This is a genomic window from Megasphaera lornae (assembly GCF_000214495.1).
GTDB lineage: Bacteria > Bacillota > Negativicutes > Veillonellales > Megasphaeraceae > Megasphaera > Megasphaera lornae.
This window is the reverse complement of sequence record NZ_AFIJ01000008.1, coordinates 71,900-86,438: the sequence shown is the minus strand read 5'-3', so window position 1 is coordinate 86,438 and position 14,539 is coordinate 71,900. Positions and strand designations below refer to the sequence as shown.

11 protein-coding genes and 2 other annotated features are annotated in these 14,539 nt (G+C 48.3%); all 11 genes read right to left on the bottom strand.

The window, feature by feature from the left end; all coding sequences use genetic code 11:
* Positions 1 to 9: 9 nt before the first annotated feature.
* Complete coding sequence (locus HMPREF1039_RS01800) at positions 10 to 2,670, bottom strand: valine--tRNA ligase (protein WP_007390704.1); 2,661 nt, start codon at positions 2,668 to 2,670, stop codon at positions 10 to 12.
* Positions 2,671 to 2,712: 42 nt separating this feature from the next.
* Positions 2,713 to 2,917: a binding site (T-box leader), on the bottom strand.
* 144 nt (positions 2,918 to 3,061) lie between these two features.
* A complete protein-coding gene (ilvD, locus tag HMPREF1039_RS01795) occupies positions 3,062 to 4,714 on the bottom strand; it encodes a dihydroxy-acid dehydratase (protein WP_007390601.1) in 1,653 nt (550 codons plus the stop codon).
* 20 nt (positions 4,715 to 4,734) lie between these two features.
* Positions 4,735 to 5,235, bottom strand: a complete 501-nt coding sequence (gene ilvN / locus HMPREF1039_RS01790; protein ID WP_007390662.1) for an acetolactate synthase small subunit — start codon at positions 5,233 to 5,235, stop codon at positions 4,735 to 4,737.
* The gene (gene ilvB / locus HMPREF1039_RS01785; protein WP_007390648.1) at positions 5,232 to 6,932 is read right to left on the bottom strand and encodes a biosynthetic-type acetolactate synthase large subunit; all 1,701 of its coding nucleotides are present in this window, start codon (positions 6,930 to 6,932) and stop codon (positions 5,232 to 5,234) included. The genes ilvN and ilvB overlap by 4 nt, the downstream gene beginning before the upstream one ends.
* Before the next feature lie 88 nt (positions 6,933 to 7,020).
* A complete protein-coding gene (gene ilvC, locus HMPREF1039_RS01780) occupies positions 7,021 to 8,031 on the bottom strand; it encodes a ketol-acid reductoisomerase (RefSeq protein ID WP_007390682.1) in 1,011 nt (336 codons plus the stop codon).
* Between the two features lie 97 nt (positions 8,032 to 8,128).
* Positions 8,129 to 8,369: a binding site (T-box leader), on the bottom strand.
* A 169-nt stretch (positions 8,370 to 8,538) separates the two neighbouring features.
* Positions 8,539 to 9,876: a H2O-forming NADH oxidase gene (gene nox, locus HMPREF1039_RS01775; protein WP_007390699.1), complete on the bottom strand. Its 1,338-nt coding sequence runs from the start codon at positions 9,874 to 9,876 to the stop codon at positions 8,539 to 8,541.
* A gap of 378 nt (positions 9,877 to 10,254) precedes the next feature.
* Positions 10,255 to 11,934 carry a heme anaerobic degradation radical SAM methyltransferase ChuW/HutW gene (hutW, locus tag HMPREF1039_RS01770; protein WP_007390655.1) on the bottom strand — a complete coding sequence of 560 codons (1,680 nt, stop codon included), beginning with the start codon at positions 11,932 to 11,934 and terminating at the stop codon, positions 10,255 to 10,257.
* Between the two features lie 12 nt (positions 11,935 to 11,946).
* On the bottom strand, positions 11,947 to 12,465 hold the full coding sequence (locus tag HMPREF1039_RS01765; protein WP_007390712.1) for a flavodoxin family protein: 519 nt from the start codon (positions 12,463 to 12,465) through the stop codon (positions 11,947 to 11,949).
* 144 nt (positions 12,466 to 12,609) lie between these two features.
* Positions 12,610 to 13,401, bottom strand: a complete 792-nt coding sequence (locus HMPREF1039_RS01760) for a TonB family protein (RefSeq protein WP_007390724.1) — start codon at positions 13,399 to 13,401, stop codon at positions 12,610 to 12,612.
* A gap of 7 nt (positions 13,402 to 13,408) precedes the next feature.
* Positions 13,409 to 13,813 carry an ExbD/TolR family protein gene (locus HMPREF1039_RS01755; protein WP_007390639.1) on the bottom strand — a complete coding sequence of 135 codons (405 nt, stop codon included), beginning with the start codon at positions 13,811 to 13,813 and terminating at the stop codon, positions 13,409 to 13,411.
* Positions 13,814 to 13,824: 11 nt separating this feature from the next.
* Positions 13,825 to 14,436, bottom strand: coding sequence for a MotA/TolQ/ExbB proton channel family protein (locus HMPREF1039_RS01750; RefSeq protein WP_007390713.1), 612 nt, complete (start codon positions 14,434 to 14,436; stop codon positions 13,825 to 13,827).
* Positions 14,437 to 14,539: the final 103 nt, after the last annotated feature.

Sequence of the window (14,539 nt, the reverse complement as noted above, 5' to 3'; positions counted from 1 at the left end):
TGTCACCTCTTACAAATTCTTCAATTCCTGCAGCCGCTGCGTCAAGGATGTCATTTTTTCTTGATACGTTGCCAGTTTTTCCTTTTCTTTGGCAATAACCTCGGCCGGAGCCTTGCTTAAAAAGCCCGCGTTCTGCAATTTCCCTTCCAAGCGGGCGATTTCTTTGATGATTTTCGCTTCTTCTTTTTGTACCCGGGCCAGTTCTTTTTCCACATCGATTAAATCTTTTAGCGGCAAATAAATTTCCACTCCCGGAACAACCGCCACCACCGCATTTTCCGGCTTACCGTCCGTTTCCTTCAGCAAGGTTACCGTATCGGCAAACGCCAACGTATGGAAATAACTTTCGTACGTCTGCAACAACCGGGTCAACGCGGCCGTACCGCCTTTCAACATAATCGGGGCCCGTTTTCCCATGGGAACCTTTGCTTCGGCACGCAAATTTCGCACCGCTTTGATCGCTTCCATAAGAACATTCATTTGCGCCGCATCTTCTGTAAATTGCCACTGTTCCTGCACTTGCGGCCACGGAGCCAGCATGATACTCTCCCCGGTATGCGGTAAATGTTGCCACAAATGTTCCGTTACAAACGGCATAAACGGATGGAGAAGTTCCAGCGTGCGGGTTAATACATGCACTAAAACAAATTGGGCCGTGCGGCGATTCCGTTCATCCGTCGACGTATACAGCCGTTTTTTGGTCAATTCAATATACCAATCGCAATACAAATTCCAAATGAAATTGTAAACCGTATCCGCCGCCTCTCCCAATTCAAACCGATCCAGGTCACGGGTGACTTTTTGTACAGTTTCGTTAAGCATGGTTAAAATCCAACGATCCGCCAGAGTGAGATCCGCCGCTTCCGGCACAAATGCGTCATCATACTCCGTAAGATTCATAATAACGAATTTGGACGCATTCCAAATTTTATTCGCAAAATTCCGATTGGCTTCTACACGTTCCATATAAAACCGCATGTCATTTCCCGGCGTATTCCCCGTAACCAGCGTGAACCGCAGCGCATCGGCCCCGTATTCTTCGCATACGCCCAGCGGATCAATGCCGTTGCCCAGGGATTTACTCATCTTACGTCCCAGACTGTCCCGCACCAAGCCGTGAATAAATACATGTTTAAACGGAATATCTTTCATAAACTCGCAAGTCATAAACATCATCCGCGCTACCCAGAAGAAAATAATGTCATACCCGGTAACCAGCACGGAAGTAGGGAAAAATTTCTGAATATCCGCTGTTTTTTTCGGCCATCCTTGGGTGGAAAAGGGCCATAAGGCCGAACTGAACCACGTGTCCAACACATCCGGATCCCGGGTAATATGCGTACTTCCGCAATAAGCGCAGGTCCCGACATCCTCGCGACTGACCGTAGTTTGTCCGCAATCGTCACAATACCAGGCGGGAATTTGATGCCCCCACCAAAGCTGCCGGGAAATGCACCAATCGTGTAAATTTTCCAGCCAATGGTTATAAATTTTCGCAAACCGATCCGGCACAAACTGCGTTTTTCCTGTCGTTACGGCGTTCAAAGCCGCCGCCGTCAGCGGTTTCATCTTAACAAACCATTGTTTGGTGGAAAACGGTTCAATCGTCGTATGACAACGAGAGCAATGGCCTACAGCATGCCGCAACTCTTCCGTATGATCAAGCAGTCCCATCGCTTCCAACTCCTTGACGACCGCTTGTCGGCACGCTTCTCTCGTCATGCCCGCATACGCCGCTCCCGCTTCGGCATTCATGGTCCCGTCCAGGTTCATAATCATAAGCGACGGCAACTGATGGCGCTGCCCCATTTCAAAGTCATTCGGATCATGCGCCGGCGTAATTTTTACGGCCCCTGTACCGAAATTCCGATCTACATAGGTATCGCCGATTACCGGCACTTCTCTGTCCACAAAGGGAATGCGCACTTTTTTGCCGATATACGTACGCAACCGTTCATCTTCCGGATGCACAGCTACGGCCATATCCCCCATAATCGTTTCCGGTCGCGTCGTGGCAATCATAATATAGGCATCTTCGCCGACAACCGGATACTTGATATACCACAAATGCCCGTTCTCTTCTTCGTGGTCCACTTCAATATCGCTTAATGCCGTATGGCAATGCGGGCACCAGTTGGTAATGCGTTCGCCCTGATAAATAAGACCTTTTTCATATAAGGACACAAATACTTCCCGTACTGCGGCGGCACACGTTTCATCCATCGTAAATCGTTTGCGACGCCAATCGCAGGAAGATCCGAGACGACGAATCTGTTGTTCAATGCGATCGCCGTATTGTTGTTTCCATGCCCAGACCCGTTCTAAAAACGCCTCACGACCGATATCATACCTTGTTTTTCCTTCTTTCGCCAATTGTTGTTCCACTTTTACCTGCGTGGCGATACCGGCATGATCCGTCCCGGGAATCCAGGCCGTATGATACCCCTGCATGCGTTTAAAGCGTATTAAAATATCTTGCAGCGTATTATCCAACGCATGCCCCATGTGTAATTGCCCCGTTACATTCGGCGGCGGCATGACAATACTGAACGCTTCTTTTTCATTCTCCGGCTCTTGGTGAAAATAGCCGTTTTTTTCCCAATATTCATACCACTTCATTTCCATTTCTTGCGGCGCATAACTCGTCAAACGTTCCTTATTCCATTTCATAAGCCATCCTCCTAACTAAAAAAAAGCATACTTTCGCCTAATATTCAGGACGAAAGTATGCAAACTTCCGCGGTACCACCTAAGTTGTCGTTATACGACCCCTCTATCCGACAGATAACGGCTGCTTCCGAGCAAGGCTTTTTCTTGCCGGCTTCCGGGTGACTCGACAGGAACCTCGCAACGGCTTCACAGCAACCGCCGTCTCTCTGTGCGACCTTCTCTGTCTTCTTCCGTTCATCGCCTTTATAATATGCTTCATTCTAGCAATTTTCTCTCCTAATGTCAATGAAAAGCCTGCCGGAAGCCGTTTTTTCCGGGCACCGCACGTACCCGTCCTTTTTTCGGTCCGGAAAAGAGGAACGGAACACGCTTGCCGCAGCCTTTGCGTTCTTCACTGTAAAACAGCGCCCGTATAGGCCGAAGTAACCATGCGGGCATACCGGGATAAATAGCCCGTTTTCACCTTCGGTTCCGGCTGTTTCCACGCCGCTTTCCGTCGTGCCAATTCTTCCGCATCGACTTGTAATTCCAATTTTCGTTGCGGTATATCGATGACAATGACATCGCCGTCTTCAATTAACGCGATCGGACCGCCTTCCATAGCTTCCGGAGAAATATGCCCGATGCACGCGCCGCGACTGGCACCGCTGAAACGGCCGTCCGTCAACAGCGCCACTTTTAACCCCATGCCCGTAATCACGGCGGTGGGATTCAACATTTCTCGCATGCCCGGTCCGCCTTTCGGGCCTTCATAACGGATGACCACCACATGTCCTTCGTGTATTTCTCCGCCTAAAATAGCTTCAATGGCCGCTTCTTCCGAATCAAAACATTTGGCTTGTCCCGTATAGGTCAATAAATCCGGTTCTACCGCACTTTCTTTAATAACCGATCCTAACGGTGCCAAATTACCTTTTAAAATAGCAATGCCGCCTTTATGCATATACGCATTTTCCACACTATGCAACACTTCCGGGCGCTCATTCACCGCCTGCGCAATGCGATCGCCTATACTGCCTGTCACGGTTTGCGCCTCTGTATGAATCAACTGTATTTTTGTCAACTCTTTCATTACCGCATTAATGCCGCCGGCTTCATTCAAATCCTGCATGTGATAGGTACCGCCGGGACTCATTTTACAAATATAGGCCGCTTTACCGCTGATTTCATCAAACACCTCCAACGGCAATTCCACGCCCGCTTCATGAGCAATCGCCGGTAAATGCAGCACCGTATTTGTAGAACCGCCGATGGCCATATCTACGGCAATGGCATTTTCAAAGGCTTGCCGCGTCATAATATCCCGCGGTTTTATATCCTTTCGTATCAATTCCATAATCACATGACCCGCTTGTTTTGCCAACATGCGTCTGGCGCCTGTATACGCCGCCGGAATCGTACCGTTTCCCGGCAATCCCATGCCCAACACTTCCGTCATGCAATTCATCGTATTGGCCGTAAATAAACCGGAGCAGGAACCGCAACCGGGACATGCCTGACATTCCATAGTCCGCAATTCTTCCGGCGACATTTGCCCGCTTTCCACCTTTCCTGCAGCTTCAAACATCGTACTGACACTGATATCTTTCCCTTTATGTCGGCCGGCCAACATAGGACCGCCGCTGACCACAACGGCCGGTATATTGATTCTTCCCGCCGCCATTAACATGCCCGGTACGATTTTATCGCAATTGGGAATTAACACCAACCCGTCAAACGCATGACCGTTAGCGACGGCTTCAATAGAATCACAAATGAGTTCCCGACTGGCTAACGGATATTTCATGCCCGCATGTCCCATGGCAATGCCGTCACAAATCCCGATAGCCGGAAATTCAATAGGCGTTCCGCCGGCGGCCGCCACACCCAATTTTACGGCTTGTGCAATTTCCCGTAAATGAATATGGCCCGGAATAATTTCATTAAACGCGTTAACGACACCGATTAACGGCTTACTCAATTCTTCATCCGTATAGCCCATAGCATGAAACAAAGTACGATGGGCGGTTCTGGTGCTTCCTTTTTTTACTGCATCACTACGCATATCCTGCTCCTCTTCTTTCTCTACATATTCTTAACCGGCACCTCTCCGCGAGATAAGGAAATTTGTCCCGTACGCGCGATTTCCAACACGTCGTATGCCTGCAACATTCTCAATAACGCATCAATTCTATCTTCTTTTCCCGCTACCTGCAAAATAAGCGACCGCAACTGCACATCCACTACTTTGGCATGAAACAGTGCCGCCATATTGGCCAGCTCCTCGCGTTGCGACGAATTTTTGTAGCCGACTTTAATCATGGCCAACTCACACCCCACAAAGGGACGATCATCCAAATTCACCACTTTTATTACATCAATCAACTTCGCCAATTGATTCACGGCCCGAGCCAATTCTTCCCGACTTTCTACAGATACGACAATATTAATCCGCGTCACTTCCTGTTCTTCCGTATACCCGGCATTGATACACTCTATATTAATCGCCCGTCGACTGATCAGTCCGGCTACATGAGTCAATACGCCCGGTTTATTATCGGTTAAAATTGCTAAATGTTGTCTCATGACACCGTTTTCCCTCCCAATACCATTTGATCCAAGCGCTTTCCGCCCGGTACCATGGGATATACATTTTCATCTTCCGGAATACGTACATTCAGCACGCCTGCACCTTCGGCCGCCAAAAACTCCCGCACGACCGTCGTCAGCTCTTCCGGTTCGGTTACCTTCCAACCGCGTACGCCCATCGCTTCGGAAACGGCGGTTATATCCGGATTATCCGCCAGCACGGAGGCGGCATAATGTCCTTCATAAAACATCCGTTGCCATTGATTTACCATGCCCAGAACATTATTTTGTAAGACAATCACTTTAATCGCAATGCCATATTTGGCTAGCGTCATAAATTCCTGGCAGTTCATCATAATACTGCCGTCCCCCGTAAAAAGAACGACTGTTTTTTGCGGACACCCCACTTTGGCGCCCATAGCCGCCGGCAATCCGTAACCCATGGTACCCAAGCCGCCGGAAGACAGAAATTGTCGCGGTTGCGACAAATTGAAAAATTGCGCCGCCCACATTTGATGTTGTCCCACATCGGTTACAGCAATCGTATTTTCATCGGTACAATCCCGCACGGCCGCAAATAATTTTTTCGGTGATATAGTATGCGGCACTTGTCGGGTTTGAAAAGGATGTCGGCTATGCCGCTGCCGCACAGTTTCGCGCCATTCTTTAAACTGCATCGCGAAATCCGCGGAAGATGCGGACAATTTATCCGCCAATAACGGCAACGACCATCGCAAATCGCCATTAACGCTGATATGGGCATGCACAATTTTATTAATTTCCACCTTATCAATGTCGAAATGAATAATTTGTGCTTGCGGTGCAAAATTAGCCACTACTCCCGTCACCCGATCATCAAAGCGGGCCCCCACGGCGACCAATACATCGCATTCGGTAACCGCCATATTCGCCGCATAAGAGCCGTGCATCCCCACCATTCCCAGGTGATACGCGTAGTCGTCGGACACCGCTCCTTTGCCCATAAGCGTCGTAACCACAGGGACTTGCAAGGTATGCACAATATGCCGCAACATGGGCGACATATTCGCCGCAATAATGCCGCCGCCCGTTAAAAAAACCGGACGCTCGGCCGCCGCCAAAGCGGCAACCGCTTTATCCAAATCCGAAACCCGACCTTCATAGGTACCCGTATAGCCCCGTAAATGTACATTTTCCGGATAGGTATACGTACATTCCGCATCAAACACATCCTTGGCAATATCCACCAACACCGGCCCCGGACGACCGGTGGTCGCAATAAAGAAGGCTTCTTTCAACACGCGGGGTAACTCGCTTACTTCTTTAACCAAATAATTGTGTTTCGTAATCGGCGTCGTAATGCCGGAAATATCCGCTTCTTGAAAAGAATCTCTGCCAATCAGCGAAGTAGCTACCTGCCCGCTGATAATGACTAAGGGAATCGAATCCATATTGGCCGTGGCAATCCCTGTCACCATATTGCACACGCCCGGGCCGGAAGTTGCAAAACAGACGCCCGCTTTTCCCGTAGCTCGCGCATAACCGTCGGCGGCATGTACGGCCCCTTGTTCATGCCCGGTCAAAATATGGGGAAAGGCGGCTTTATATAATTCATCATATAAGGTTAATACAGCCCCGCCGGGATAGCCGAATACTACTTCCACATGCTCTCGTTTTAAACATTCTATCAGGGCTTGCGCACCGGTCATTTTCATCGTCTTCACCTCATTATATAAAAAAACGGGACACCTCCCGCAATCTCATAAAAAAGAGATGCCCCGCTTTTTACCTGTTTACCGTTTGCTAATCTTTTTGATCGTTATTGTGTAACCACGGCATCATTTTCCGTAATTCGGCCCCGACAACTTCTACCGGATGTTCCGCATGTTGCCGCCGCATGGCCAAGAAATGGGCCCGGCCGCCGGCGTTATTTTCCAATAACCACTCTTTAGCAAATGTACCGTCCTGAATATCCGCCAATACCTTTTTCATCGCCTTCTTCGTGTCTTCCGTGACCACTTTTTTACCGGCCGTATAATCGCCGTATTCCGCCGTATCACTGATGGAATGACGCATTTTGGCCATTCCGCCTTCATACATTAAATCCACAATCAGCTTCATTTCATGGAAGGTTTCAAAATATGCGATTTCCGGTTGATACCCCGCTTCACACAAGGTTTCAAAACCGTTGGTAATCAATTGGCAAATCCCGCCGCAAAGAACGGCCTGTTCACCGAACAAATCCGTTTCCGTTTCTTCCCGGAACGTGGTTTGTAAAACTCCCGCACGCGTGCCGCCGATACCGCGGGTATACGCCAACGCCAAGTCGAAACATTGCCCGCTGGCGTCCTGCTCTACGGCAAAGACATCCGGAACGCCGCCTCCTTCTACAAAGGTCCGACGGACCAAATGTCCCGGTCCTTTCGGTGCCACCATAAACACATCCACATTTTCCGGCGGTACGATTTGCTTAAAATGCACATTAAATCCATGCGCAAACGCCAAGGCACTGTTAGGCTTTAAGTGCGGTGCGATTTCCGTTTGATATACGGCCGCCTGCTTTTCATCGGGAATCAATACCATCGTAACATCGGCCGCCGCTACCGCTTGCGCTACGGAAGCGACGGGCAACCCGTCCGCTTCGGCCTTTGCTGCCGATTTACTGCCTTCATACAGGCCGACAACTACGGACACGCCGCTTTCTTTCAAATTCAGGGCATGGGCATGTCCCTGGCTGCCGTAGCCGATGACGGCAACTTTCTTATCCTTCAATACATCCCAATTTACGTCTTTGTCATAATACACTTTTGCCATGCTGCATCTCTCCTCCATTAGGTAATACATCTTATATTCCTGTTGGAATTTAGAGAACGTCAGTGCCGATTGCGATAAAAAAAACTCCGTCCCTCTACTGAGGGACGGAGTATATTCCGCGTTACCACCCTGATTCCCGCCGCATTACTGCCATAGCGGGCTCTCTACAACGTACCAACATACGCGTTTCCTATAACGTGGAAAAATCGTCAGTGCTTAATATCTTCAGCACGTCTCTTCAGGGATGATTTTCCTTTACCTTCTATTACCGATTCACACCACCCATCGGCTCTCTGTAAATATCCCGGCAAAGTACTCTTTCCCGTCATCAGATTTTTGCAATATAACGCTTTTCGACTTCTCGTCTGTAAGCATGTGTTTATTCTACAAAAAGGCCTGAAATTTGTCAATACTTTTTTTACTTTTTCCAAAAATATTTTCGTGCGTATTCGCCCGGGCAAACAAAAAAAGAGCCGCAGTCCTACTGCGACTCTTTTCTCTCCCCGCTTATTTTGCCGATAAAGCGGCCATCGTAACATAATTATACGGTTCGTTGAAATGCGGCATAAAAAACAGATCCAATAACGCAATCCGATCGACCGTGACTTTTTCTTGAATAGCCAACGAGAACATGTTAATCTGCGCCGACATATCATAGGTAGAAGCTAATTGCGCCCCTACAACGACGCGATCCTTTTTGCGATACACAATACGAATCGTTACTTCCGGATTGTCCACTTCCATAAACGCCGGTTTTTGTGTCGCCTTATAATCGGAATAATTAACTTCAATCCCCGCCTTTTCCGCAGCGGCGACCGTCAAGCCTGCCGTCACCATTTTCAAATTGTAAATGCAAATACCGCTGGCGCCCTGTACTCCCAAGGATTCAATAGCCGTGCCGCACGCATTATGTGCCGCAATAATCCCGCTGCGTACGGCATTCGTAGCCAACGCAATGTAAGATTCTTTGCCCGTCGAATTATCAAACTCCGTAGTGCAATCGCCGATGGCGTAAATATCTTTTTGGCTGGTTTCAAATTTGCGATTCGTCAAATACGCTTTATTGGCGAAGCGTTCAAATAAATCGCCGCCCAAATCGGCATTCGGTTTAAAGCCTACTGCGGAAATCACCATATCCGCTTTATACGTTCCCTTATCCGTAACAACGGCGCAAACTTTGCCGTCTTTGCCTTCAAATTTTTGAACCGCTTCGCCTAAGCGAATTTGAATATTATGCTTTTTCATATTGTCCATCATCATGTCCGTGAATTTTATGTCAAAATTCCGCGGCATAATGCGTTCCGCCATGTCCAGCATGACCACGTTTTTTCCCAACCGTTCAAACGCTTCCGCCAATTCCACGCCGATATACCCGGCACCCATAATGACGACATCTTTAATATCCGGATGGGCTTGTAATTTTTCAATGACCGTTTTGGCATTCTGATATAATTTTACTAATTGAATGTTTTCCAAATCATGCCCCGGCACAGGCAACACCACCGGATTGGAGCCGGTAGCCAAAATCAATTTATCATACGTATCCTGCTTTTCAACGCCGTCCACAATAACGGTAACGGTCTTTTTGGCCGGATCAATGGCCGTAACTTCCGAATTCATATGAATCTTGGCGCCCTTTGCCGCCAATCCTTCCGGAGTGGCATAAAATAACCCGTCACCGGAATGAATCTGTTTCCCGATCCACAACGCCATGCCGCAACCTAAAAAGCTGATATTACTGTTTTTATCATATACTACGACTTCCTGTTCCTTATAGTGATCCAAAATCGTGTTAATTGCCGCTGTACCGGCGTGATTCGAACCAATGACGATAATTTTTGACATAATACTGTTCCTCCTTACATTGCGTATGACGCGTTGAATTTTATTTCTTACTTTTGTGCATGTGTTATTTGCACTCTTTTACTCAAGTATAAGCTTGTGTTTTTTGCTTGTCAAGTGCCTTTAAACCATATGCTTTTACTTTGCATGCATTCTATTCATATGTTTTGCAAACTATATTTTTTTCTTTCCCGGAGAATGAAAAGAAAAAATGTTCAGTCTTAATGTTTGTCGAACACCGCTTCTCCGCACCGGCGACAGCGCCTTAGGACGCGCCGCACACAAATAGGTTGGCAGCTCGGTTTTCTGTCCTGCCGAAAAAAACCGGGACTAAGAAGACTCTTAGTCCCGGTTTTCGGATCATATCTAATTAATTTTTATTCAGTCGTCGCCCATCATCCGTTTCATAACCGCCTGTAATTCTTCGGGGCTCATACGATTCATAGCTTCCGCCATTTTTTTCATAGGATCCGCCATATCTCCCATAGGGTTTCCCATTTGTTTCATCGCTTCGGCGCCTTTTTTTCCCGACATCGCCCCCCTCTTGCGGGCCGACGGATGTCCTCCCGACATTTCCGCCATTTTTTTCATGACTTCCACACCGTGGCCGGAATACATTTCTTTCATTTTTTTCATTGCTTGTACCATCGCATCGGCCTTTGCCGAATCTTGGGCCGCCACTTTTTCTACAGCAATGGCATTTTGTCCCGTCATAATAAATTGGATACATTCCAAAGTGGACTGGGTCAAATTTACCTGCCAAAATTGGCCGGCCTCCGTTAATTCATATTGTATCCCGTTAAATGCCAATAAGCCGCGTTTTTGCCAAAGGTCAAACACCCATTGCAAGTCTTTCAGCCGCGCATCGAAGGCAATAATCGTTTGTAAATTAACGGCCCCCATTTCAAACTGTGCCTGCACTTCTTCTACAATAGGTTCAAGAGGTGATTGTTTCATGAGTGCCATAAACGGTTTTTTCCCCATTTGCACATAGGCTTCATACGGTTGAATAATCCGATGCAACATGGTGGAGTACCCGTCCACATGGCCGCCCGCACCGCTGCCGAAGGGAAACATGGGCGCCGCTGAACGTGCCAACGTATTATACAAACTTCGTTCACGATTCGTACAGCTCCAATGACAAATATTCAATCGCTTGTACCCATGTTGTGCTAAATAGTTTTTCCCGAAAGAAAACATGGCGGACTGATATTCCGTAGTCGCCGCCGCCGGCAGACGACCGGCTTGAATCGCTTTATTCAAGTCGCTGCCGTCAAATACATTTAATTGATATAAGTCGCAGCCGTCCACACCGGAGGCCATCAATAAATCCAAGTCTTCTTTCCAAATATCCAGGTCTTGTCCCGGCAAGCCGTAAATTAAATCAATGACATTCGCACTTTGATTATAGGAACAAAGATTTTCCAAATGCTTTAATACGGTTTCCTGATCATCCAAGCGCCCTACATTCCGCCGAATTTCCGTATGAAAAGATTGCACGCCTAAAGACACTCGATTTACGCCATTGGCAAACCATACTTCCATATTTTCCGGAACTACATCATGAATACGTCCTTCCAGGGTCAATTCATAATCGTTCGCCAACGGCAGACAACGTTGAATTGCCTGTAATAAACGGGCCATGTTCCGAGGCGAAAGGGAGGTCGGTGTGCCGCCGCCGATAAAGACGGCATGAATCAGACTGTCTTTCAGCCTGGGAGCTACCGCCGCCGCCTCCAATTCTTTAATTAACGCATCAATATATTGATCTTCCACCGCCTGATCGGTACCGTTTTGGAAAAAGCCGCAATACAGACATTTCGTTTTACAAAACGGAATATGAATATATGCGGTCTGCGTCCCTTTTTCTTGCGGCGGTTTGGACATAATCTCCTGCCATATAGCTTGGGATTCATCCGGCGCCACCACCGTTCCGTTCAACCCGGCATGTACTACCCGTTTTCGCGGGAACGCATGAGCCAATGGATTGTCCGTTTCGACGCCGAATTGAAAAATTTGTTGTTCTTCGGTTAAACTCTCAAATAATTCTTCTAAGCCCATATACGTCTCCTCTTACTCTTGAATCTGTCGCCAAACGGTAGCCGCAAACTGCGTTGCTCGTGCCAAATCATCGCCATCGGGATGTTTTGCCGCTTCCGCATGCAACGCATCGCGGGCCGCCGATTTGCCGTGCGGATGTCCCATCGGAAATTGTTTATACATCATTTCAATTACTTTTGGATCCACCGCGCCCTGACACAAGAAAGAACCTGCCAAATGACAAATTTTAGGAACCAATTCATTCCCGTGTTCCACACACATTTGCCCGTGTTCCGAATCGGGATTCGCCCCCAACGTACCGAACAGAGCCACATGTGTATTCGTTAAGGTTGCAAGCACCGCTTTTGCGGCGGCATCGGGCAACCCGCGATCCACCCAATATCCTAAAAACACACAATCATACGCCGCTAAAGAAGCGGGCGCTTCCGACACGGGCAAACAGGGCGTATCGGCCGGTAATCCTTGCCGAATCGCTGCCGCCACTTTTTGGGTATTACCTGTACGACTGGAATATAAAACAATTGCTTTCATACCTCTCACCTCATACTAAAATAAAATAGTTGCCATACATCACATATATACGGTAAAACGCCGCTTGCCGTCCGTTAACGGCCGGTTACAAAAACTACCCGCTCTGCGGAAAGCCGACGGCGTCTTAACACCTTTATTTCTCTTTTATTCGTCATCATCCGCCAATTCAAAACGCACCGTCGTCGTCACTGTAATCGTCTTCTTCGTTGCATTATGAAAGGGGCAGGCGGCACGGGCCGCCCGTACGGCAGCGCTGTCCAGCATCGGTTGGCCGGAAGAGCCTACTACGGCTACGCCCAGACAATTTCCATTGCCGTCCAAGGTCGTTTGAATCGTTACATTACCTTGTAAATGCCGTTTAACCGCCATAGGCGGATACTGTTTATGACTGTCGATTCTGGCGCGAAACCCGGCCTTATCGAAAGGACTGCTGCCGGTTCCCGGCGCATTGCCGTTGCCGCTGCCCTGTCCGTTCCCCGAACCTTTGCCGTATCCGTGTCCGTCGCCGTGTCCGGCTCCCGAGCCTGTACCGCTCCCGGAGCCTACACCGCCGCCTGTACCGGTACCGCTTCCCGTAGCGGTGCCGACGGCACTTGCATGACCGATACTGCTTCCGGTCGCCGGCGCCGCTTGTGGCGCAGCGGTTGCGGGAGTCGCCTCCGGAACCGTCGTGGTCGACCGCAGTTGTGCGTTTTCCACTTTTTGCGCTACCTCCCGGGTCGATAACTTATCGGGAAAAAGCTGATTGCTGCCGCCGCCACCGCCGGCATGTCCGCTGCCTTGACTCATATCGCCGTCATCCAAATCCACGACATACATTTGCTGCTTTTCCTGATGCATAACTTGTCCGGCTACGCAAAACGCAACAATGCCGAGAAACAGGACATGGATCGCCGCAGAGCAGGCATACGCCTTTTTCCAACTAAATCTCCGCATCGTCTCCTCATCCCTTCTGTTCCGCAGCAATCGCCAATCGTTTCACGCCGGCGGCTTTTAAAATATCCATTACCGCCACCACCTGCCCGTGAATAGTTTGCCGATCCGCCTGCAATACAACGGCCGCTTCCGGATTTTCCGCCATATGTTGTCGCATCATGACGGAAGCTTCTTGTATGCTTACGGGTTTATTATCCAGCGTAATATGCCCTTTCGCATCTATCGTAATAATAATCGGCATCTGTACCGGTGCCGATGCATGTTGTGCTTGCGGCAACTGTACGGATAACGCTTTCTGCGCAATCGTTTGTAAGCTGTTCATCATAAAGAAAACGAGGAGAAAGAAAATGATGTCAATCATGGGAATGATCATGAACATCGGTTTCCGTTTTGTTCTAAGTTTCGTAAACATAGACGTCCCTCCTATTTTTCTTTCCGTTCATTTAAAACAATGGCGCATAACTTTTCCGTATCCGTAATAATAGTATCCAGTTGATGATCAAAATAAGTATACACACAGAAGGAAACAATCGCCACGCACAACCCGGAGGCCGTCGCAATCAAGGCTTCCCCGACCCCGCCGGTAATCGCGGACGCCCCGGCGCCGTTATCCAATACGCTGAACGTACCGATCATACCCGTAACCGTTCCCAACAACCCCAGTAACGGCGAAATCGTAACAATCGCACTGAGATAATCCAAATAGCGACGAAATCCTACTGCTTCCACCGTCAATTGTTCCGCAAAGCCGTCTTTCATATCGTCTACATTCTCATTATGCTGCAATCCGTTGGCAATAATCCGGCTAATTGCCGTCGGGAACTTTTCGCAAAATTGAGAAGCCATTTCCCATTGTCCTTCTTTGACCGCATGTTCAATTCCTACAAAAAATTTTTTGGAATCTTTACGATTCCCACGATAATAAAAACACCGTTCAATCGCAATAGCTACCGTAAAAATCGAGAGTAACAGCATCGGATACATCACAACGCCACCACTTTTAAATAAATGCAAACAATACTGTAATCCGTCCATTCCGCACACTCCTTAAAAGATAATAAAAAATCATATACACCGAAATCGGCTTGCGATAGCCACTACCCCATATGAATTTTTTCGATAGCGATTATCATGTTTG

What these genes read in the sequence shown, in the direction of transcription:
- HMPREF1039_RS01800 (WP_007390704.1), bottom strand. Translation starts at nt 2,670, where the DNA reads ATGAAATGGAATAAGGAACGTTTGACGAGTTATGCGCCGCAAGAAATG.
- ilvD (WP_007390601.1), bottom strand. Translation starts at nt 4,714, where the DNA reads ATGCGTAGTGATGCAGTAAAAAAAGGAAGCACCAGAACCGCCCATCGT.
- ilvN (WP_007390662.1), bottom strand. Translation starts at nt 5,235, where the DNA reads ATGAGACAACATTTAGCAATTTTAACCGATAATAAACCGGGCGTATTG.
- ilvB (WP_007390648.1), bottom strand. Translation starts at nt 6,932, where the DNA reads ATGAAAATGACCGGTGCGCAAGCCCTGATAGAATGTTTAAAACGAGAG.
- ilvC (WP_007390682.1), bottom strand. Translation starts at nt 8,031, where the DNA reads ATGGCAAAAGTGTATTATGACAAAGACGTAAATTGGGATGTATTGAAG.
- nox (WP_007390699.1), bottom strand. Translation starts at nt 9,876, where the DNA reads ATGTCAAAAATTATCGTCATTGGTTCGAATCACGCCGGTACAGCGGCA.
- hutW (WP_007390655.1), bottom strand. Translation starts at nt 11,934, where the DNA reads ATGGGCTTAGAAGAATTATTTGAGAGTTTAACCGAAGAACAACAAATT.
- HMPREF1039_RS01765 (WP_007390712.1), bottom strand. Translation starts at nt 12,465, where the DNA reads ATGAAAGCAATTGTTTTATATTCCAGTCGTACAGGTAATACCCAAAAA.
- HMPREF1039_RS01760 (WP_007390724.1), bottom strand. Translation starts at nt 13,401, where the DNA reads ATGCGGAGATTTAGTTGGAAAAAGGCGTATGCCTGCTCTGCGGCGATC.
- HMPREF1039_RS01755 (WP_007390639.1), bottom strand. Translation starts at nt 13,813, where the DNA reads ATGTTTACGAAACTTAGAACAAAACGGAAACCGATGTTCATGATCATT.
- HMPREF1039_RS01750 (WP_007390713.1), bottom strand. Translation starts at nt 14,436, where the DNA reads ATGGACGGATTACAGTATTGTTTGCATTTATTTAAAAGTGGTGGCGTT.